General features: G+C 62.9%; 13 protein-coding genes, 2 rRNA genes and 1 pseudogene. 11 read left to right on the top strand and 5 right to left on the bottom strand.

Going from position 1 to position 20623, the window contains the following annotated elements; all coding sequences use genetic code 11:
- The first annotated feature begins 108 nt into the window (after window positions 1-108).
- A 23S ribosomal RNA gene (locus ADJ70_RS11555) occupies window positions 109-3046 on the top strand.
- A gap of 110 nt (window positions 3047-3156) precedes the next feature.
- Window positions 3157-3272 (top strand): 5S ribosomal RNA (gene rrf, locus ADJ70_RS11550).
- Between the two features lie 456 nt (window positions 3273-3728).
- Here rrf and ADJ70_RS11545 read toward each other — a convergent pair.
- The 3 genes from ADJ70_RS11545 to larD are packed head-to-tail and all read right to left on the bottom strand — an operon-like array spanning window position 3729 to window position 8097.
- Window positions 3729-5552 (bottom strand): ABC transporter ATP-binding protein, encoded by a 1824-nt coding sequence (locus ADJ70_RS11545; protein ID WP_050341596.1) that lies wholly within the window; start codon window positions 5550-5552, stop codon window positions 3729-3731.
- Window positions 5545-7326 carry an ABC transporter ATP-binding protein gene (locus ADJ70_RS11540; RefSeq protein WP_157051526.1) on the bottom strand — a complete coding sequence of 594 codons (1782 nt, stop codon included), beginning with the start codon at window positions 7324-7326 and terminating at the stop codon, window positions 5545-5547. Before ADJ70_RS11540 ends, ADJ70_RS11545 begins: the two co-directional genes overlap by 8 nt.
- 45 nt (window positions 7327-7371) lie before the next feature.
- Complete coding sequence (gene larD / locus ADJ70_RS11535; protein ID WP_050341595.1) at window positions 7372-8097, bottom strand: D/L-lactic acid transporter LarD; 726 nt, start codon at window positions 8095-8097, stop codon at window positions 7372-7374.
- A 393-nt stretch (window positions 8098-8490) separates the two neighbouring features.
- Between larD and ADJ70_RS11530 the strand changes: the two genes are divergently transcribed.
- The gene (locus ADJ70_RS11530; RefSeq protein WP_050341594.1) at window positions 8491-9438 is read left to right on the top strand and encodes a DMT family transporter; all 948 of its coding nucleotides are present in this window, start codon (window positions 8491-8493) and stop codon (window positions 9436-9438) included.
- 42 nt (window positions 9439-9480) lie between these two features.
- Here the strand turns inward: ADJ70_RS11530 and ADJ70_RS11525 are convergent, their stop codons facing one another.
- On the bottom strand, window positions 9481-10554 hold the full coding sequence (locus ADJ70_RS11525) for a Gfo/Idh/MocA family protein (protein ID WP_083443999.1): 1074 nt from the start codon (window positions 10552-10554) through the stop codon (window positions 9481-9483).
- A gap of 215 nt (window positions 10555-10769) precedes the next feature.
- Here ADJ70_RS11525 and ligA point away from each other — a divergent pair, with 215 nt between their 5' ends.
- Entirely contained in the window at window positions 10770-13016 is a 2247-nt protein-coding gene (gene ligA / locus ADJ70_RS11520) for an NAD-dependent DNA ligase LigA (RefSeq protein ID WP_083443998.1), read from the top strand.
- Between the two features lie 92 nt (window positions 13017-13108).
- Here ligA and ADJ70_RS11515 read toward each other — a convergent pair whose 3' ends face one another.
- Window positions 13109-13459 (bottom strand): acylphosphatase, encoded by a 351-nt coding sequence (locus ADJ70_RS11515; protein WP_050341593.1) that lies wholly within the window; start codon window positions 13457-13459, stop codon window positions 13109-13111.
- 990 nt (window positions 13460-14449) lie between these two features.
- Between ADJ70_RS11515 and ADJ70_RS15780 the strand changes: the two are divergent.
- From ADJ70_RS15780 to ADJ70_RS11490, 7 genes and pseudogenes are all read left to right on the top strand, one after another.
- Window positions 14450-14797, top strand: a pseudogene (locus ADJ70_RS15780) (transposase); the annotation flags it as partial.
- Window positions 14769-15746, top strand: a complete 978-nt coding sequence (locus ADJ70_RS11510; RefSeq protein WP_083443997.1) for a transposase — start codon at window positions 14769-14771, stop codon at window positions 15744-15746. The pseudogene ADJ70_RS15780 and the gene ADJ70_RS11510, both read left to right, overlap by 29 nt.
- A gap of 425 nt (window positions 15747-16171) precedes the next feature.
- Window positions 16172-16552 carry a RidA family protein gene (locus ADJ70_RS11505; RefSeq protein ID WP_050341590.1) on the top strand — a complete coding sequence of 127 codons (381 nt, stop codon included), beginning with the start codon at window positions 16172-16174 and terminating at the stop codon, window positions 16550-16552.
- Window positions 16553-16822: 270 nt separating this feature from the next.
- A complete protein-coding gene (locus ADJ70_RS15515; protein WP_256381290.1) occupies window positions 16823-16945 on the top strand; it encodes a hypothetical protein in 123 nt (40 codons plus the stop codon).
- Window positions 16939-17628, top strand: coding sequence for a DUF5104 domain-containing protein (locus ADJ70_RS11500; protein WP_050341589.1), 690 nt, complete (start codon window positions 16939-16941; stop codon window positions 17626-17628). Before ADJ70_RS15515 ends, ADJ70_RS11500 begins: the two co-directional genes overlap by 7 nt.
- Before the next feature lie 257 nt (window positions 17629-17885).
- On the top strand, window positions 17886-19403 hold the full coding sequence (locus tag ADJ70_RS15145) for a hypothetical protein (protein ID WP_216597264.1): 1518 nt from the start codon (window positions 17886-17888) through the stop codon (window positions 19401-19403).
- Window positions 19404-19487: 84 nt separating this feature from the next.
- The gene (locus ADJ70_RS11490; protein ID WP_050341585.1) at window positions 19488-20366 is read left to right on the top strand and encodes a class B sortase; all 879 of its coding nucleotides are present in this window, start codon (window positions 19488-19490) and stop codon (window positions 20364-20366) included.
- The last annotated feature ends 257 nt before the right edge of the window (window positions 20367-20623 follow it).

The raw sequence follows: 20623 nt of genomic DNA, 5'->3' as shown, positions 1-20623 counted from the left end.
ATAGCGTGACAAAGACGAAAAGTTTTCTTTTTTCAAGAAGATCGCATCTGATCGCGCCGGGGGCGAAAGGCCCCGGGCGCAACGTATGTGTACGTACGAGGCCATCGAAGAGAAGATGGTAAGCGCACACGGTGGATGCCTTGGCACAGGAAGCCGACGAAGGACGTGACAAGCTGCGATAAGCCGCGGTTAGGGGCACATGCCCGCCAGACCCGCGGATCTCCGAATGGGCGAACCCGCCGGGACCAGAGGCCCGGCACCCCGCGCCGAACACATAGGCGCGGAGGAGGCAACCTGGGGAACTGAAACATCTCAGTACCCAGAGGAAGAGAAATCAACCGAGATTCCCCCAGTAGTGGCGAGCGAACGGGGAAGAGGCCAAACCGGCGGGCGCTTCGGCCCCGCCGGGGTTGTAGGGCCGGTCGTCGCGCAGTGACAAATCCCCGCGGGAGCGGAACGGCCTGGGAAGGCCGGCGAGACAGGGTTAGAGCCCCGTACGCGAACCCGCAGGGACTGCCGACCGGTTCCTGAGTACCGCCGGACACGTGAAACCCGGTGGGAAGCTGGGGGGACCACCCTCCAAGCCTAAATACTCTCCTGTGACCGATAGCGGACGAGTACCGTGAGGGAAAGGTGAAAAGCACCCCGGGAGGGGAGTGAAACAGTACCTGAAACCGTGTGCGTACAAGCAGTCGGAGCGCCCCTCGGGGCGTGACGGCGTGCCTTTTGTAGAATGAGCCAGCGAGTTACGGTGTGCGGCGAGGTTAAGCTTTGAAGCGAGCCGCAGCGAGAGCGAGTCCCAACCGGGCGCTTGAGTCGCGCGCCGTAGACGCGAAGCCGGGTGAGCTATCCGTGGGCAGGCTGAAACGGGGGTAAGACCCCGCGGAGGGCCGAACCCACCTAGGTTGAAAACTGGGGGGATGACCTGCGGATAGGGGTGAAAGGCCAATCAAACCCGGAGATATCTCGTTCTCCCCGAAATAGCTTTAGGGCTAGCCCCGGGCGTTTGCCTGCGGAGGTAGAGCACTGAATGGGTGCGGGGGCCTCACCGCCTACCAAGTCCAATCAAACTCCGAATGCCGCAGGCCCAGAGCCCGGGAGTCAGAACATGTGGGCTAAGCCGTGTGTTCGAGAGGGAAACAGCCCAGACCGCCCGCTAAGGTCCCCAAGTCCGTGCTGAGTGGCAAAGGATGTGCGTTTGCTCAGACAACCAGGATGTTGGCTTAGAAGCAGCCACCCATTCAAAGAGTGCGTAACAGCTCACTGGTCGAGTGGACATGCGCCGACAATATACGGGGCTAAGCACGGTACCGAAGCGGCGGACCCGCGCGCGAGCGCGGGTGGTAGGGGAGCTTTCCGTCCGGGGCGAAGCGAGGGGGCGACCCTTCGTGGACCGGCCGGAAGTGAGAATGCTGGCATGAGTAGCGAGAGGGGCGTGAGAAACGCCCCCGCCGTAAACCCAAGGTTTCCTGGGCAAGGCTAATCCTCCCAGGGTCAGTCGGGTGCTAAGGCGAGGCCGGAAGGCGTAGCCGACGCGCAGCAGGCAGACATTCCTGCACCCCCGACGCGGCGCCATCACCGACGGGGTGACGGAGAAGGGTAGCTCAGCGGGGTTCTGGACGTCCCCGTGAGGCCACGTAGGCCGGGCGGCTGTGAAACGCGCCGCCCGCGAGGGCTGAGGTGGCTGACGAAGCGACTGGGTGAAGTGAGTGAGCCCATGCTCCCGAGAAAAACCCCTAGGGATGCCGCGCGGGGCCCGTACCGCAAACCGACACAGGTGGGTGGGTAGAACATACCAAGGCGATCGGGAGAACTATGGTTAAGGAACTCGGCAAAACTGCCCCGCAACTTCGGGAGAAGGGGTGCCGCCGCCGGTGGAGGGGCTTGCCCCCCGAGCTGGTGGCGGCCACAGTGAAGAGGTCCAAGCGACTGTTTATCAAAAACACAGGACTCTGCTGAAGTCGTAAGACGACGCATAGGGTCTGACGCCTGCCCGGTGCCGGAAGGTCACGAGGAGCCGTCAGCGAGAGCGAAGCGGCGAATCCAAGCCCCGGTAAACGGCGGCCGTAACTATAACGGTCCTAAGGTAGCGAAATTCCTTGTCGGGTAAGTTCCGACCTGCACGAAAGGCGTAACGATTTGGACGCTGTCTCAACCATAGACCCGGTGAAATTGCACTAGTCGTGAAGATGCGACTTACCCGCGGAAGGACGGAAAGACCCCGTGAACCTTTACTGCAGCTTGACATTGGCTGCCGGTTCGTCGTGTAGAGGATAGGTGGGAGACGCCGAACCAGGGACGCCAGTCCCTGGGGAGTCACCCTTGGAATACCACCCTCGACGTTCTGGCATCCTAACCCCGCGCCGTGATCCGGGCGGGGGACCGTGTCAGGTGGGTAGTTTGACTGGGGCGGTCGCCTCCTAAAGAGTAACGGAGGCGCACAAAGGTCTGCTCAGCCTGGTCGGCAACCAGGCCGCTGAGTGCAAGAGCGCAAGCAGGCTCGACTGCGAGGCCCACGAGCCGAGCAGGGACGAAAGTCGGTTCTAGTGATCCGGCGGCCCAGAGTGGAATGGCCGTCGCTCAACGGATAAAAGGTACTCCGGGGATAACAGGCTGATCTTCCCCAAGAGTCCACATCGACGGGAAGGTTTGGCACCTCGATGTCGGCTCATCGCATCCTGGGGCTGGAGCAGGTCCCAAGGGTATGGCCGTTCGCCATTTAAAGCGGTACGCGAGCTGGGTTCAGAACGTCGTGAGACAGTTCGGTCCCTATCCTCCGCGGGCGTAGGAGAACTGAGGGAGGCTGCCCCTAGTACGAGAGGACCGGGGTGGACGGACCTCCGGTGCGCGGGTTGTCGACCAACGGCACCGCCCGGTAGCTGAGTCCGGTTGGGATAACCGCTGAAAGCATCTAAGCGGGAAGCCCGTCCCGAGATGAGTTCTCCCTTCGGTAAGGCCCCTCGTAGACCACGAGGTGATAGGCCGCAGGTGCAAGCGCCGCGAGGCGCTCAGCCGAGCGGCACTAATCGGCCGAGCTCTTCTCTTCCCTGAGCCAGGTCCCTGCGATCTCCTTGGGAGCGTCGTCTTGAGTCCCGCTGTGCGGCCCTGAGGGCACGGCGCCAGGCCGGCCCCTCGGGCAGAGAACGTCCCTCGCTGGTCGGCGGCCATGGCAGGGGAGGCACACCCGGTCCCATGCCGAACCCGGAAGTTAAGCCCCCGAGCGCCGATGGTACTGCGGAGCGAGTCCGTGGGAGAGCAGGTCGCCGCCGACCAGCGAGGGACGTTCGCGGGCGCCGCCGGGCACGGTCCCGGGGCGCCCGCGCTTTTTTGTATTCTTGCCTTAAGCGCGCTGCAAATTCCTAGATACTCAATAAATTGCGTCAACTGGGTACTCTTCGGGGGTTCGTATGGGTTGACGCCTCGGCAAATCGCGTCGCAACAGTGTACACAAATGCCCCGAAACGGATCCGAGAGGCCGTTTTAGCCGATCTGTGTACACTCCTGCATGCCCACGGTTGTCCGCAACGTCGCAACAGTGTACACGAATGCCCCAAAACGGCTCCGAGAGGCCATTTCCACCGATCTGTGTACACTCCTGCGTCACCGCCCCGGCGGTGAGGCCCGCCCCACCGGGGCGGTGACGCAACCACCTACCCACACGAACTCACGAAGCCTCCAACTGGGTACATGCCCTCACGCGAGTGTCCACAGACTCTGGGGTAGGTGGATTAGGCAAACTGGCTGCGATAGAGCTCGGCGTAGCTGCCGCCTGCGGCGAGCAGTTCCTCGTGCGTGCCTTGCTCGACGATGGTTCCTTGCTCCATCACGAGGATGAGGTCCGCATCCACGATCGTGGAGAGGCGGTGCGCGATCACGAAGCTCGTGCGTCCCTCTATGATGGCTTCCATTGCGCGGGTGATGGCCTGCTCCGTTCGGGTGTCTACACTTGAGGTTGCCTCGTCCAGGATGAGGATGGCCGGGTCACACAGCATGGCACGGGCGATGGTGAGTAGCTGGCGCTGACCTTGGCTCACGTTCTCTGCATCGTTGTCGAGCCAGGTGTCGTAGCCTTTCGGCAGCGTCCTCACGAAGAAGTCAACACGGGCGGCACGAGCGGCAGCCTCAACCTCCTCGCGCGTGGCGTCGGGCTTGCCGTAGGCAATGTTTGTGGCTATGCTACCTTCGAAGAGCCAGGCATCTTGGAGCACCATGCCAAACTGACGCCGCAGGTCCTTACGGGTAAGCTGACGCGTGTCCACCCCATCGAGCGTGATGCGGCCATCGTCGACCTCGTAGAAGCGCATCAACAAATTGATGAGGGTCGTCTTGCCCGCACCCGTCGCGCCGACTATGGCCACCTTCTGCCCTGGCTCGGCCGCAAGGGAGATGTCGCTCATGAGGGGTTTGTCTGGCGAGTAATCAAAGCGCACGTGCTCGAAGGCAACGCGGCCTAACACGGGCTTGTTGAGGCGTGTCGGCTCGACGGGATCGGGTGTGACCTCTGCCTCGTCGAGCAGCTTGAACACCCGCTCTGCTGCCGCGAGCGCCCCTTGCAGCGAGTTTATCGAGAACGAGAGCTCTGTGAGTGGCTCTGATGCTTCAGTCATGTACTGAAAAAACGCCTGAAACACGCCGACCGTCATTTGACCTGCAAGAAGCAGGTTGCCGGCGAGAATGCCGATCACGACCTGCGACAACTTCCCCAAAAGGCGGATGGCAGGCGAGACTGCGTTCGTGATGAAGTCTGCCCACGAGCTCACGTGGGCGAGTTCGTCTGACTTCGCGCTCACGCTCGCCAGGCTCGCGCTCTCGCGCCCGAAGGCCTTGATGACCAGGCGTCCCGAGTACGCCTCCTCAATTCCTCCCGTGAGTTCTCCCAAGACGGCCTGGCGCCGTGCCGCGATGGCGAGCGTCTTTGCGGACACGACCTTCGTCGCCACGAAGGCCGCAAGCGAAAACGCAAGGAATATGCCCGTAAGCATGAGGTTGTGCAGTCCCATCATGATTACGGATCCTATGAGGGTGCAGCTGGCGATGATCAGCTGCAGGAGCCCGCGTTGCATTACCTCAGAGATCTTGTCGAGGTCATTCGTGGCGTGGCTGATAGTGTCTCCGGGCTTATGCGCGTCAAAGTACGAGAGTGGCAACAGCGCCAGCTTGTCCGCGATGCGCTCGCGCAGCTGGAGGTTGAGTCTCTCGGCGAAGCTTGCCATGACAAGCGTCTGCGTTGCGTAGAATACCCAGGCAAGGCTCCAGATACCCAGGTAGCAGAGGACCTCGCGACCTCCGTTGTCAAGCGTGAGCGTGTAGGTCTTCCCGGCTGCGAACGTTGCCTGAATGCTCTCCCACAGCCGGTCGACGAGCAAGGCGCTGTAGCTGACTGCGGCAAGCGTGCCCACGACGTAGAGCACGGTCGATATCGCGGATACGACGAGTCTCCAGCGCTGTCCCGCAGCGACCTCCCAGAGGCGACGGGCCGTGTTGAGCGCGTGCGCGGGGCGCTCCTCGTCTAGGGCATCCGCCTTTTGCCCCTGTTCCAGCTCGCTAGCCATCCAGAGTGCCTCCCCTTTCCTGGGACTCGACAATGCTTCGATAGTCCTTGCAGTCCCCCATCAGCATCTCGTGCGTGCCCACACCCACGATCCTCCCTTCCTTCAGGACGACGATCTGCGCGGCCTCGCGAATGGTGCTCACACGCTGGGCGATGATGAGCACGGCCGCGCCTGCGAGTTCGTGCGAGAGCGCATGGCGCAGCGCCGCATCCGTCCTGTAGTCGAGGGCGGAGAACGAGTCGTCGAAGATGTAGAGATCGGCCCTGCGCACGAGGGCGCGGGCAATGGCCAGGCGCTGGCGCTGTCCCCCGCTGAAGTTGGTTCCGCCCTGCGCCACAGGGGCGTCAAGACCATCCGGGAGCTCGCGCACGAAGTCGGCCTGCGCCACGCCGATGGCGTGCCAGAGGCGCTCGTCTGAGGCCTGTGGATCGGCATCGCGCAGGTTCTCGGCGATGGTGCCCGAGAAGAGCCATGCCTTCTGGGGGACATAGGCCATGTGTGTCCTGAGCTGCGCCTGCGTGAGCGAGCGGACATCTGCGCCAAGAACGCAGAGCTTCCCTGAGCTCACATCGTTGAAGCGCAGGAGCATCTTGGCTATGGTGGACTTGCCAGAGCCGGTGTTACCTATGATGGCCGTCATTTGGCCGCGACGCAGGGAGAGGCAGAGATCGTGCAGGGTGTCTTCCGAGGCATCGGCAAAGCGAAAGCTTACGTGGTCAAAACGGGCGATCAGCTCGCTGTGGGGTAGGGTCGTGACCTTGGTTGCGGGATCAAGGATGGAAGGTCGTATGTCTAAGACCTCCGCCGCACGCGTGAGGCAGGCCATGGCGCGCGGAAGCTGCAGGATCGCAAACTGGGCCATCATCGTGAAGAAGAGGATGAGGATCACGTACTGCACGAACGCCGTGATGGAACCTATCTGCATGGCATGGGCTCCCACGCGGTCGGCGCCAAGCCACATGACGGCAAACTCGGCCACGTTCATGAGAAAGAAGCAGGAGGCGTCCGTGATGGAGAAGACGAGGTTCACGCGGATGGCATTTTTGGCGTACTCCTCGAAGGTCTTTCCCAGGCGCGTTCGCTCGTGGGCCTCCTTGCCAAAGGCACGGATGACGCGCATGCCTGTGATCGACTCGCGGAGGCGCGAGTTCATGTGGTCGATGAACTCCTGAAGCCTGAGGAAGATGGGTGCCGACCTTGTCACGGCCACGGCTGATATGGCAAGCATGGTGAGGGTGACCACAAGGAGCAGATGCCCCATGATCGCGTCGGTACCGTATGCCAGCACGATGGCGACGACGCAGATGACGGGAAGCGGGGCAAGCATGAGAAAGCTCATGACCAGCGTCTGCTGGACTACGTTTGCGTCCGAGAGCGTGCGCGTGATCATGGAGCCTGTCCCCAGCTGGGAAAACTCAAAGCTCGTAAGCGAGAGGGACTGCTCGTAGACACGTACGCGCAGATCGCGGCCGACGCGTGCCGCCAGGCGCGACGCGAACCAGTATGAGGCGATGCAGCCACCTGAGCCGGCGAGGGCCGAGACGAGCATAACGAGGCCATGAGTCACGAGCGCGTGATGCGATCCGCCCGAGACGGCCGTATTCACGAGGGCGGAAAGCTCTGTAGGGACGTAGAGCATGCCTACGACGTCTATGAGGAGCAGCGCCAGCGTGGCTGCGGCAAGGCCCTTATACGGGCCTAAAAGCTCCCTCAGAAGGCGCAGGGACGTGCGCTTGCTGTACTCACGTCCCTGCGCGGTGCCTGCGCTACCCATGGGGTGGCTTGGTTGATGCGGAGCGGGCCATATGTGGAGTTCTCTCTAGAACAGGCCCAAGAAGCCGTGGACGAAGAACGCCGCCAGGGCGGCGCCCACGAAGGGGGCGATGCCGGGGACGAGCAGACCGTAGCTCCAGTTGTTATCGGCCTTGTCCTTGATGGGAAGCAGCTGGTAGGCCAAGCGCGGTCCGAGGTCACGGGCCTGGTTCATCGCAAAGCCCGTGATGCCGCCCATGCCCATGCCCACTGCCCACACGATGAGACCGACTCCGATGGCGAGCAGCAGCACGTTCTCGCCCGCCCGAGCGGCCGTGGCTAGGATGGCCGTGATGAAGACGAAGGTGCAGATGGCCTCGCAGAAGAAATCGCGCGGGATGTTCTGCACGATGGGGTTGGTGGAGAAGATATTGCGCTGCGCGATGGGGTCGATGACCCCCTCAGAGGCCTTGAAGTCGTCGGCGTACATGAACCACGCTATCACGGCGCCCGCAAAGCCACCGAGCATCTCGGCGACCGCATAGGGCACGAACATGTCCCAGGGCACGAGGCCGAGCATGCACTGGGCCAGCGCCATGGCCGGGTTCATGCAGACTGCGCCCCCAAAGACGAACAGCGCCACCGTTATGCCAAAGGACCAGGTCGTGATCGCGAACATGTGGCCAGACCCCTGGTATTTGGTCCCTTTCAGCACGGTGTCACAGTGGACGCCGACGCCAAAGATGATCATCAGTGCGGTGCTTCCGAACTCGGCCAGAATGTTGTGGGACATACCTTCTCCTCCTTGTGTCGTGTGGCGCACGGTGGGGCAGGCGCGCTGTGGGTGGCGTGACGTGACGCCCATACCACAGATTCTATCGTGATGGGGTGGCCGCATGGCTCGAGGATGCGACAAAAGGCTCTTTGGGGCTTCTGGTGGGCACAGGCTAGGACGGTGCGAGATTCCAGACATAAGGGGCTTCTCCCTGCGTGCCACTCGGCGCCACCGAGTGGCACGCAGACTGCGCACTCGACGCCACCGAGTGGCGCGAAAGTCGGCATATGCGCAGTTGCCAAGAAATGTCGTGCCATTCGCTGTCACCGAGTGGCACGCAGACTGCGCACTCGACGCCACCGAGTGGCAGGCAGACTGCGCACTCGGCGCCTGTGCGCGTATACTTATGCCATGAGACTTCCCAAGAACATACCTGTCTGGGCCTTCGAGTGCGCGATCGCCCTCTCCGCCCTCATATGGGGCGCGTCCTTCGTCGTGGTGAAGGGCGCGCTCGACGCCGTTACCCCAGGGTGGCTCGTGACGATCCGCTTCGCTGTGGCGGGGCTTGTCCTTTCCGTCATTTTCTGGAGACGCCTTCACAACTACCTGGACGTCAGTCACGTGCTCGCAGGCGTCATGATCGGCGTACCCGCTGGCTTGGCGTACCTCATTCAAAACGTGGGGCTCGTGGGAACGACTCCCGGGCGCAATGCCTTTCTTACGACCACCTACTGTGTTATGGTGCCGTTTTTCAACTGGGCGCTGCTGCGCCGCAGGCCCGGCGCGAACAACGTCGCGGCCGCCCTCATGGCGCTCGTGGGCGTGGGCCTCCTCTCGCTCGGCGACAGCGGTGCCGACCTCTCTCCCTCGCTCTCATCAGGTGATGCGCTCACGTTGGTCTCGGCCTGCTTCTTTGCGCTCAACATCGTCGCCGTCGGCCGCTATGCGGCGGCACACGACTACGCGGTCATCACCATCGTCATGTTTGCCGTGAGCTCACTTATCTGCGCCGTCTACGCGCTCGTGGCGGAACCTCTGCCGGACCTCGCCGCTATGCCCGCAGACTTCTGGTGGCAGATGTCCTACGTGGCGCTGCTCTCTACGGCGCTCGCCACCCTCCTGCAGAACCTGGCCCAACGCCACGTCGAGCCCTCCAAGGCCGCACTGCTCTTCTCGCTCGAGAGCGTCTTTGCCGTCGCGTTTAGCGTGCTCCTGTACGGGGAGAGGCTCACCCCGCGCCTCGTGGCGGGATTTGCCCTCATCTTCTTTGCCGTACTCGTAAGCGAGCTTGTGGTGTCACGAGGGGGAGCAAGAGCCGGCCGCCAGGAAGGTGACCGTGACGCGCGGGCGGGCAGATAGCCGCGACTGTCCGCCCACCTGGCTCGGGCGATCGTAGTCTTGTCACTGCTCCTCGGGATACCTAAACTGCCAATCGCGACGCAGGCGATCCATGAGGTCCATCACGTCGAGGGTGATGCGCATGAGGCCGCGCGTCTCGACGTCGCCTGCGACGGCGGCCTCCATGTCGGCCATCTCGTAGCAAAGCGCGTAGTCGGTCGTGCCAGCGCTGAAGGCCTCGACGTGGCCGTCTGAGGTCCAGACGATGCGTGCGGAGTCGGCGCGAGGGTACTCCATGATCTCGATGTAGCACTTGTCGCAGCTGATCATGGCCCGCTTGGGCTGCTTGGAGTGGAGCGAGAGGGTCATGGTCGCCATCTGACCTTGGGGGTTGCGCATCACGATGCCCGAGGTCTCATCGACGCCGGTGGGGGCCGCATTCATGATGGAGACGACGTCGTCTGGACCTGACATCATGAAGAGGCGTGCGAGCGTGGCCGCATAGACGCCAATGTCGAGCAAGGCTCCTCCGGCAAGCTGCGGATTGAAGAAGCGGTTTTCCATATCGTACGCCTTGTAGCTTCCAAAGTTCAGCTGCACGAGGTTCATGGGACCAAACTCTCCTGCGGCCAGGCGTCGCGTGAGCGCTCGGTAGAGGGGCATGTGCAGGATCGTGTTGGCGTCCATGAGCTGGACGCCGGTTCTCTTTGCCAGATCGATGGCCTCCCGCAGCTCACCCCCGTTGAGGGTGATGGACTTCTCGCAGAGGACGTGCTTACCTGCGGTCAGGGCTTGGCGCAGGAAGTGAATGTGGGTGTTGTGTGGCGTCGTGAGCCAGATGGCGTCGATGTCGGGACTGCCAATGAGCTCATCGATGGTCTCGTAGCACCTCTTGACGCCATGCTTGTCCGCAAAGTCGTGCGCCTTCGAGGGGGTCCTGTTTGCGACGCCGTCGAGCTGACGTCCCTGGAGGGCGAGTGCCTCGGCCATCTGGTTTGCTATGACACCGCAACCGATGACGCCCCAGTGCAGGTAGGGGGCATGCCCTAAGGAGAGGCGCCTTGACGCCCTCGTGGCGGGCACCTGCCTGGCAGACACGCTCCTCGTGGCCTTTTGGCCGGATGGTTTGGCTGACATGGATCCTCCTCACGTCGTGTTGTCGATGGGCGCACCCTATTATGACGCTTGGTGCTGTGCACATGGCCTTTGTGCGAAGTTTTGCCGCATCCATCGCGATGGGACGGGCGCCTACGTGCGCGGAGTGTCGCTTGACGTAGTTGCTGTTCCGTGCAGGTCCACCTACCATTGCGCTACTCTGCTGAGGTGTGAGGGACGCATGCGAGGGGGCAGAGATGACAGACGAGAGAGACCTTGGCGCTCAGGGGTCGCCGTTCACGGATGCGCGGCCAAGACCAGAGGGGGCGGGAGAGGCCGGACAGGGGGCCATCCCCACCAGCGGGCAGAGTCTGCGAGAGCGTGCTGCTGAGCTCAACCGCGTCTTGGAGCACGCCGCCTATGCCTACTACGCGCTCGACGAGCCCGAGATGAGCGACGCTGAGTTCGACCGCAGGTTGCAGGAGCTCATCGCCCTCGAGGCGGAACACCCCGAGCTTGTGAGCCCTGACAGCTACACCCAGCGCATCGGCGGCTACGTCTCGAGGCAGTTCGAGCCGGTGCTCCATGCCCGTCGCATGTACTCCATCGATGACGCGATGGGTCTTGCGGAGCTCGACGAGTGGCTTGCCCGCACAGACGAGGCGCTCGGTGCCACGGCTGCACAACCCGTTGCCTATACCTGCGAGCTCAAGATAGACGGTCTCGGCATCGCCCTCACCTACACGAACGGGCAGCTTCTCAGGGCGGCGACGCGCGGTGACGGCACCACGGGCGAGAACGTCACGGCCAACGCGCTCACGATCAAGGACATCCCGAGGGCACTCAAGCCCGCGGGTCTCGCTCGTGTCGCCGATGGCGGGCTGGGCCAGAGCGTGGAGGTGCGCGGCGAGGTCTACATGCCCAAGGCGAGCTTCGTGCGGCTGAACGAGGAGAGCGACGCTGCCGGTCGCGCGCCCTTCGCAAATCCACGCAATGCCGCTGCAGGGAGTCTGCGCCAGAAGAACGCTAAGATTACCCGCTCCCGTGACCTCAGGACCTTCATCTACGCCGTTGCGGACGAGAGACCGCTTCAGGTGAGCACCCAGCATGACTTTCTTACCTGGCTCTCTGACTGCGGCTTCTCGGTGAACCCGCACGCCCGCCTCGTACAGAGCTCGGCCGAGGTCCATGCCTACTGCCAGGATGCCCTTACGCATCGCGAGGAGCTTGACTACGACATCGATGGCGTCGTCGTGAAGGTTGACTCGTTTGCCAGCCAAGGTGCCCTGGGCTTCACGGCGCGCGCGCCGCGCTGGTCGGTCGCCCTCAAGTTTCCTCCGGAGGAGAGGCGCACCATCTTGCGCGCAATCCGCGTGCAGGTGGGGCGCACCGGCGTCCTCACGCCGGTCGCGGAATTCGACCCCGTGGTGGTGGCGGGCTCCACCATCGCCCGGGCGACCCTGCACAACATCGACGAGCTGCGACGCAAGGACGTGCGCGAGGGCGACACGATCGTGGTCCATAAGGCGGGCGATGTCATCCCCGAGGTCGTTGGTCCCGTGACCGAGGGTGACCTAGCGGTCGAGCACGAGGCGCGACCGCTCTGGCAGATGCCCGAGCGCTGCCCCGCCTGCGGGAGCCCCGTCGTGCGCGAGGAGGGAGAGGTTGCCTACCGTTGTCTTTCCCTCGACTGTCCCGCGCAGGCTACCGAGCGCCTCATCCACTGGGGCAGCCGCGCTGCCATGGACATCGATGGCTTGGGAGACGAGCTCGTGGGCCGGATGGTCGAGCAGGGGCTACTCGCTGACGTCGCGGACTACTACGACAAGCTCAGTGTGGACGTGCTTGCGGCCGTGGACAGCGGTCGCAGGTACGAGACGAGCACGCGGGACCACCGCAAGGGGGACCCCATCGTCCTTGGTGCGACCATCGCGACCAAGGTCATGGGGCAGGTCGAGGCTTCCAAGCAAGCCGGTCTCGCACGTGTCCTCTTTGGTTTGGGCATCCGTCATGTGGGCGCCAACGTGGCGTCTCTGCTCGCGACCCACTTTGGGAGCATGCAGGCGCTGACGCTCGCCTCCGAAGAGGACATTGCCGTGATCGACGGCATCGGTCCCAAGATTGCGGAGGCGGTCAGGGAGTTCCTCTCGATTCCCAGAAACCTGGCCGTGATAGAGCGCCTGCGCAAGGCTGGGGTATCTCTCGAGCAGGAGGGCTTTGGCCAGCTGCCCCAAAGACCCCAGAGCCTCTCTGGTCTTAGCTTTGTGCTCACAGGCACGCTTGAGGGACACAGCCGCAGCGAGGCCACAGCTCGTCTCAAGGAGCTGGGTGCTAAGGTCTCGGGTTCCGTCTCCAAGAGGACGAGCTTCGTGGTCGCGGGTGCCGCTGCGGGCTCCAAGCTCACGAAGGCACAGGACCTGGGCGTGCCCGTACTCGATGAGGCGGCGCTCGACAGGATTCTCGAGACGGGCGAGCCGCCCGCAGGCGGACGCCCGGGCGAGTAGCGCTCCTTTGCCCCTCGTCTGGCACCTTGCCTCCCGGCGCAGGCGAGGGGCTGTCTGTGCGACTGACATACGGTGCGTACTGTCTTTGGTGTCTAGTGCACGATTCGAAAGTCCTGTTCTTGCTGGGGTGCCAGCTCCTCCCGCGTGGCGAGTGTGGCCCTCACCCAGGTCCTCTCACGTGCGCTCTCGCGCTTGATGGCGTCTGTGAGGGCGCTCACTTGGTCTGGGGTGCCTTGGGCCTCGATGAGGACGTCTCCGTCATCGAGGTTCTTGACCCAACCCGTGACCTTACACTCTCTAGCGAGACCCCTGACGGTAAAGCGGAAGCCGACGCCTTGGACTCGTCCCGTGTAGCGCAAGCGCCACCGGATTAGACCATCCAGATTGCGTGGCTCTGCCGCCTCGGGTGTTGCCTTGCGGCTCCAGGGCCATGACCAGCTCATATGCGACTCGCTTTCCGTGTCTCGTCTCCTGTCGCGCCTATCAACATGATACCCGCAGGTCGCCTTTCGCGGGTCGCTGGCTGTGGGTGTCGGCTCTCTCAGTGCCCGGCTGTTGCGGTTTTCTTCGGTGGCTGTTGCCCTTGCCGGTTGAGGCCCTCTTTGACCCCATGCTCAAGGAACTGCGGGGCACGAGCCCAAAGATGATCTCCCAGTTGGCGTGTGCTGGATCGTGCACGAGAAACTGTGGGGCACTATGGGCGATAAAATGAGAGGCTTCGTGAGTTCGTGTGGGTAGGTGGTTGCGTCACCGCCCCGGTGGCGTGGGCCTCAGGTCCGAGCGCTCTGGCATCACGGGGGCCATGGGGCCGTCGATGTCGTGGGACCCGTGGCCCCGCCCGGTCGCGCGAGCGGCCGTGGGTATGCAGGAGTGTACACAGATCGGCGAAAATGGCCTCTCGGCGCCGTCTTGGGGCACTTGTGTGCACTGTTACGCCGTTGCGGGCAGACGTGGGGACGCAGGAGTGTACACAGATCGGCGAAAACAGGCTCTCGGCGCAACCACCGCTCGCATGCAGAACGCGCCCTTTGGTGAGGCCCACACGCAAAGTGCGCTTCTCCGTGACGTCGCCCGTCCAGAATGCGCCTTTTGGCCATGTCGAGGTGGCATCGCCGGTACAAAGTGTGCTTTTCCGTGAGTTGCCGGGTACAGGGTGCGGTTTTCCGTAAGGCGGTCTGCGCAGAATGCGCCTTTGCGTGAGGTGGCTCAGCGTTTGCGCAGGTGAGGAAAAGCGCAGTCTACGGAAAAGCGCACTCTGGGCGCGGACCCTCACGGAAAAGCGCACTCTGGGCGCGGACCCTCACGGAAAAGCGCATTCTGGGGGCGGGCCCTCGATCGCGTCGAAAATTGTGGTGTATGGGAGGAGGGAGAAGAAGACCATCGCCTATCCTAGAATGTCGCTCCGACCAAGAAACGACTGAAAGGAAGAGACGATGGTCAGCCCCAACAGGATAACCCATGACAACCCCGAGCCGGTGGACGTGTTGCTCGAATTTCCGGACAGCGCGTCGAGCCTGTGCGACATGACGGACACGACGATGGCCGCCGTGCCCGACGAGATCATGTCGACCCGGGCCGACGAGGCGTGCGGCGCCGAGTACGGGGCACGCTCCGACAGGCGCGTGAACAGCCGAAACGGCTACCGCAGCCGCAGGCTCGACACCACGGTCGGCACGCTTGACCTGAGGATCCCGAAGCTCAGGAGCGGCTCGTACTTCCCGACCGACCTGCTCGAGCGCTACTCGCGCACCGATCGCGCCCTGGCCGCCGCCGTCGCCGAGACGTGCGCGGCCGGCACCCCGGCCCACGAGGCCGGGAGGGTGGCCGCCAAGCTCGGGGGCGGGGTCGCCCCCGAGGGACCAGGTCTCGCGCCTGTGCGCCGCGGTCGACGGGGAGGTCGACGCGTTTCTGGCAAGGGACTGGTCGGCCATGCGCCTCGACTGCCTGTTCCTGGACGCCACCTACGCGGGGTGCCGCGTCTCCGGGCGCGTGCGCTCCGAGGCCCTCGTCACCGCCATCGGCGTCGGCGACGACGGGCGCAGGCGCCTCGTGGGCCTCGCGTGCGCGAACGCCGAGAGCTACGCCTCCTGGCGCGGCTTCCTGCAGGACCTCGAGGGACGCGGGGTGCGCAACGTGCGCCTCGTCACCTCCGACGCCCACGACGGGCTCGCCGGGGCGATCCGGGAGGTCTACCCCGAGGCGACGTGGCAGCGCCGCGTCGTCCACGCCAGGCGCGACGTGCTCGCCAAGATCGACGGCAGGGAGGCCCAGCGCCGCGCCCGCGCCGCCGTGTCCCCCATCCTCGGGGAGTCCGACCCCACGCTCGTGCGCGCCCCCTGCCACGAGGCCGTCGACGAGCTGGCCTCCTTCGCGCCGGACGCCTCCCGCGTGCTCGAGGACGCCGAGGTCGACGCGCTCGCATACCTGTCGTTCCCGCGCGAGCACCGCGCCGAGATCCGGACCAACAACGCGCGGGAGCGCACGAGCCGCGGGCACAAGCGCAGGGCCAAGGGTCGCCCGGACGTTCCCGTCGACGGAGTCCGTTCTGCGCCTGCTCGGCGGCATCGTGGACGAGGCGGACGCCGACTGGGCATCCGAGAACCTGTTCATGTCGAGGGAGTCCCTCAGGCCCGTCCTGGGGCTCGAGAGGGCCGAGAATCGCATCGAGGGGTTCGCCCCGAGCGAGGAGGTGAGGGCGCGCGCCGAGGTCATCATGATGGTGGCGCTTGACGAATACGCCAAGGCGTCGTAAGGTAAGGGCAGAGCAAGGTCTTCTTGGGGGGGCATGCCCCCCAAGAAGAGCAGGACTCGGCATCCGGGCAGGCATCGCCACCCTTCATACACCACAAAAACCGACGCAACCGGGCCCTCACGGAAAGGCGCACTCTGCGCGACCGCTCGCATGCAGACTGCGCTTTTACGTGAGGTGGCGGGTGCAGAGTGCGCCCTTTGGTCACGTCGAGGTGGCGTCGCCGGCGCAGAGTGCGTCTTTATGTGAGTCGCCGGGTGCAGAGTGGGGCACTTGTGTACGCTGTTGCGACGCGATTCGCCGAGACGTCAACCCACACGAACCCCCGAAGAGCCTAAAATGAGGCGTCGCCCGCGCCTGCGGGCCCAGAGGTCCCGCGCATGCGGACAGAGCAAAGGAGAGTCACATGGAAAAGACCGCCATCGTTACCGACAAGGCACCTGCCGCGCTCGGTCCCTATTCTGCCGCTATCAAGGTCAAGGACAGCATTCACGTGTCGGGGCAGATCCCCATCGACCCTGCCACTGGCGAGCTTGTGGCTGCGGATATCAAGGGTCAGACTCGCCAGAGCCTCACCAACATCAAGAACATCCTTGAGGCTGCCGGCTCCTCCATGTGCGACGTCGTCGAGACCACCGTCCTCTTGACCGACATCGACGAGTTCGGTCCCATGAATGAGGTCTACGCGGAGTTCTTCTCCAAGCCCTATCCCGCTCGCGCCGCCTTCCAGGTGGTCGCGCTGCCTAAGGGAGCGAAGGTCGAGATCAAGGCTACTGCCCGTGTCTAGCCCCCGCGTCAGGTGCGGGCGGTAGGGCGGACGTCGGGACGGGTTGCAATCGTCCGCCTTCGAAGTTCTCAATCGTACCATCATCTATCCTCTATACTGAGTCCATCGGTATCTGTCAGCGCGTGCGTCATTTCCAAGGGAGATGGGGAGCGATGGGTGGGCGGCTCGGCTGGCTCTGGGCGTTCGTCCGCGCGGGGTCTGTCGCGGCCACGCCAGACGCCACGACCTCCCTGAGGGGCCTCTCGGCTAGACCTCTCCGGCAGGATCGGGATGTGCGAGGCGCTGAGGGACGGGGTGGGCGGCGACCCTGAGAAGAGGGACCTCATGGTCTTCGACGACAAATCCAGGAAGGCGTGGCTCGTATGGAGGGGCGAGGAGGACCAGCTGTGGTGAGGCGCTCGCTCATCGCGGCCGCGCTCTCCCTCGCGTGCGCCCTGCTGCAGGGGGGCTGCTCCCTCCCGAGGACGGACTCCGCCATAGGGGGCGAGCTGTCATCGGAGCTCCTGCGCCGCCTGAACGAGGACGACGTCGCGGGCGTGGAGGCGATGTTCTGCGAGGCGAGCCGCGCGAGGCCGGAGCTCAGGGGGGAGATAGAGCGGGGCATGGCCTTCTTCGAGGGCAGGGTGGAGACGGACAAGAGGAGGAGCTACCTCTTCGGCCTCGTCTCGTTCTCGGACAACGACTGGAGGGTCCTCTCGGCCAGCTCGCAGTCCGTAGACCACGGCAGGGTGCTCGAGTACTACGTCAACCCGCATATCACCGGGATCGTCACCGACGCCGGGAAGAGGTACGAGATGTACATCTACTACTACGAGACGTGCGTCGGTCACGAGGACCTGGAGGGCGTCTCCGAGATTTATATCTGGGAGGTCCTCCGGGACGGGACGAGGGGCGAGAAGTGCGTGATCGGCCAGTACCTGGACCCGTCAAGACCGCCCGAGCCCCGCGAGGAGGACACGACGCGGCACGACTGGGGCCCAACCCAGGACACGGGCGAGCGGGAGGGCACCAGGAGCGCCGGTCTGTCCGATCAACAGATAGCTGAGCCGTGCGCGGACCACGGCGCCGTGCTTTGAGCGAGCGAAAAAGATGCTAAAATAGATTGAAAAAATACTCTTGCAATGAGAGGGAAATACGGGTAACCTTATACTACGTAGAGGTACTGTGGTATTCGGATCTATAAGTGAAGGTGAAAGGTGGGAATGTGATGAGAAAGAGGTTTGCGGCATTGCTCGGCGCGCTTTTGCTCGCATTGGTGATACCTCTCACAGCGCAAGCAAAGGTCACGTATGACAAATCAATCTATCCTCCAGTGTCCTCTGCGGAGCGTCGCATGACAGTTCAGGTTGAGTCCGTGAAGGGCGACGTCATCGTCAGCAAGATGGTGGGGTCCACGGATAAGGCGTCCAACTACAAGGCGGTCAAAGAGGGTGGCCCACTCGATTACAAGGGCGGCAGGTATGAAGGTAGCTTTGACATCGATCTAGCTACGGACGCCTCCGACGGCTCTACGGAGCCCGCGCAGGCAAAGATAGATTTCTGGTTGGCTGGGGGGGTGATGGGCGGAAGGACGTACACCATCTACTGCGAGAAGAAGGGCAGCATCGCAGGGGACGGGGCGGACGTCCACGAGTCAGTCATCACTAAAACGTCTGACAAGAATGGTGTCATTGACGGTACGGGCAGCGGACACATGTTCATTACGGTTGAGGCGTCGGGCTCATATAGGTTCTCCATCAATTGCGAGCCCGTGAGTTCGACCCCCGACGCGACCCCCAAGCCCGACCCGACCCCGACCCCCGACCCGGCTCCCAAGCCCGACCCGGCTCCGACCCCCAAGCCCGATCCCACCCCCAAGCCAGACCCGACTCCGGTCCCTGACTCGAGGACTTCGGATGAGTTCGTATGGTTCGGGAAGTCCAACAGGACCGTAGGGTCTGGGTTGGAAGCCTATTGGGTAACCGATCGGAGGGCTTCGAACTACACGCCGGCAGAGGGTGATGTTGTCGTTAAGTCCTTCTTGCTCAGAGGTTCACTGAAGAATTTTGTGCTTGCGTACACCAACATCGACAGCAAGTACGCCCGAAAGCATGCCGTGCTCTACATCCAGCATGCGAGCGGCTCCACGGAGACCAAGGATGCGATCATCAACAGCTACGGTACCGTCTCATACTCGATGGATGACGTGACTGATGACACCGTGTGTACCTTGGTCGTGAAGACCTCCTCTTCCGTGACACCGGACAACAACACGCCTAGGGACAACACGCCCAGGGACAACAACTCGAATCGCGCGACACCGGATTATAGCAGGTACCGGAAGTCGCTTAGCGACCGGACGACCTTCGCTGATGGAGTTGCGAGGTGGATATACATCGTTCCGACGGAACAGACTACCGGGACTCTTGATGACATGTATTGGAGTGACACGCGTGCCTCCAACTACACCCCGCTGCCGGGCGATCTCTGGGCGTCCTTTGTGTTGAAGGGAACGTACAGAAACTTTGAGATTCGGGTTATGTTCGAAAGGCAGTTTGCTGGCAAAGAGGTTCTGCTGTATGTCGAGCATGATGATGGCAGCACGGAGGTCAAGGAGAGGACCTTGGATGCGAACGGCGAGGCAGTCTTCGAGATGGAGCGGCTGTCCACGTATACCTTGGTCATGCGCGACGGCGTGACCCCCTCGGTGGTAAGACAGAGCGTAGGCAGGGTGGATACGAGCACAAGGTCTCCACAGACTGGAGTTGGCATGCCCCTGTCATCTACTATCGTGCCAGCGGTTGTGTCCGTGCTATCGGTCATCGCGGTCGCTGGCACAGTTGGAGTCCGCCGGAAGCTGAGGGCACAGTAGCGCGACTTCTTGAAGTATCATAGGTCTTGTGAGGCAGGGTGAGAGCAGCCGTCTCTCACCCTGCTCGTGTGTGGGGAGGGGTTCATGCTGAAACAGGTGCTGACGCAAATGTGGCAGGCGCTGAGGCAGAGGACGATGGCATGGGGCGCAAGGCCCCGTATGGTCATCGTGGCAGTCGCCACGCTCGTCCTCGTTGTCGCGGCAGCCGCTGTGACGCTTCATCCGCCCGTCTCACCTAGCGTCGCGGAAGAGAAGCAGCGGGCGGCGGAAGATCCTGTTCCAACGGTGAGCACAGATTCCGATGAGGGGGAGGGTGAGGAGACCACAGACGTCGAGAACGCCGTGGACTTCTCTAAGCTCAAGGAGGAGAACCAAGACATCTATGCGTGGATCACGATTCCGGGGACCAACGTGAACAACCCTGTGCTGCAAAGCCCAGATGATGACACGTACTACCTCGATCACAATCGCTCGGGTAAGGCGTCTCCATACGGTGCCATCTTCTCACAGAGCATGAACGCACTCGATTTCTCTGACCCTGTGACGGTGCTCTATGGGCATAACACCGACGATCCCATCCACTTGTTCAGGTCGCTCCACAACTTCGAGGACGCAAACTTCTTTGCTGAGCATGACGTGATGTACGTCTTCACACCCGGCCGTGTTTTCATCTACAAGATCGTGGCCGCATATGAGTATGATGACCGGCACATCCTCAATTCGTTTGACTTCAAGAACCCCCAGGCGCTCCAGGAGTACTACAACTTTGTGCTCAATCCCGAATCATCGAGGCGCAACATTCGCGAGGGCGCCACGCTTGACGCCGCTACGGATAAGATCCTGCAGCTGAGCACCTGCATGGTCGAGGAATACCATGGCCCTCATCGTTTCATAGTTACGGGAGTGCTGAAAGACAATCGACCCATAGACAGCCAGTCTGCGATCAACCTGTCCACGCTCTAGGCGGGTGATCCTGCCGCAAGGGCCGTGAGTGGTCGCAAGGGCTGCGGGGGCCGTAAGTGACCGCAGGAGTGTACACAGATCGAGAGTGAGAGCTTCCGGGCGCCCGTTTGGGCCATTTGTGTACACTATTGAACTACGGACAGCCCCCGGGGTCGCAGGAGTGTACACAGATCGGTGCCAGGGGTCTCTCGGTGCCCGTTTGGGCCATTTGTGTACACTATTGAGCTGCAAGTGGCCTTGGGGTCACGAGCTGCTTT

The organism is Olsenella sp. oral taxon 807 (genome assembly GCF_001189515.2).
Classification (GTDB): Bacteria; Actinomycetota; Coriobacteriia; order Coriobacteriales; family Atopobiaceae; genus Olsenella_F.
Note: the sequence above shows the minus strand (reverse complement) of the source record. Positions and strands in the feature narration are given on the sequence as shown.

Bases quoted from the DNA above. Each gene is read 5' to 3' on its own strand.
- ADJ70_RS11545 (WP_050341596.1), bottom strand. From the start codon at position 5,552: ATGGCTAGCGAGCTGGAACAGGGGCAAAAGGCGGATGCCCTAGACGAG.
- ADJ70_RS11540 (WP_157051526.1), bottom strand. From the start codon at position 7,326: ATGGGTAGCGCAGGCACCGCGCAGGGACGTGAGTACAGCAAGCGCACG.
- larD (WP_050341595.1), bottom strand. From the start codon at position 8,097: ATGTCCCACAACATTCTGGCCGAGTTCGGAAGCACCGCACTGATGATC.
- ADJ70_RS11530 (WP_050341594.1), top strand. From the start codon at position 8,491: ATGAGACTTCCCAAGAACATACCTGTCTGGGCCTTCGAGTGCGCGATC.
- ADJ70_RS11525 (WP_083443999.1), bottom strand. From the start codon at position 10,554: ATGTCAGCCAAACCATCCGGCCAAAAGGCCACGAGGAGCGTGTCTGCC.
- ligA (WP_083443998.1), top strand. From the start codon at position 10,770: ATGACAGACGAGAGAGACCTTGGCGCTCAGGGGTCGCCGTTCACGGAT.
- ADJ70_RS11515 (WP_050341593.1), bottom strand. From the start codon at position 13,459: ATGAGCTGGTCATGGCCCTGGAGCCGCAAGGCAACACCCGAGGCGGCA.
- ADJ70_RS11505 (WP_050341590.1), top strand. From the start codon at position 16,172: ATGGAAAAGACCGCCATCGTTACCGACAAGGCACCTGCCGCGCTCGGT.
- ADJ70_RS15515 (WP_256381290.1), top strand. From the start codon at position 16,823: ATGTGCGAGGCGCTGAGGGACGGGGTGGGCGGCGACCCTGAGAAGAGG.
- ADJ70_RS15145 (WP_216597264.1), top strand. From the start codon at position 17,886: ATGACAGTTCAGGTTGAGTCCGTGAAGGGCGACGTCATCGTCAGCAAG.
- ADJ70_RS11490 (WP_050341585.1), top strand. From the start codon at position 19,488: ATGCTGAAACAGGTGCTGACGCAAATGTGGCAGGCGCTGAGGCAGAGG.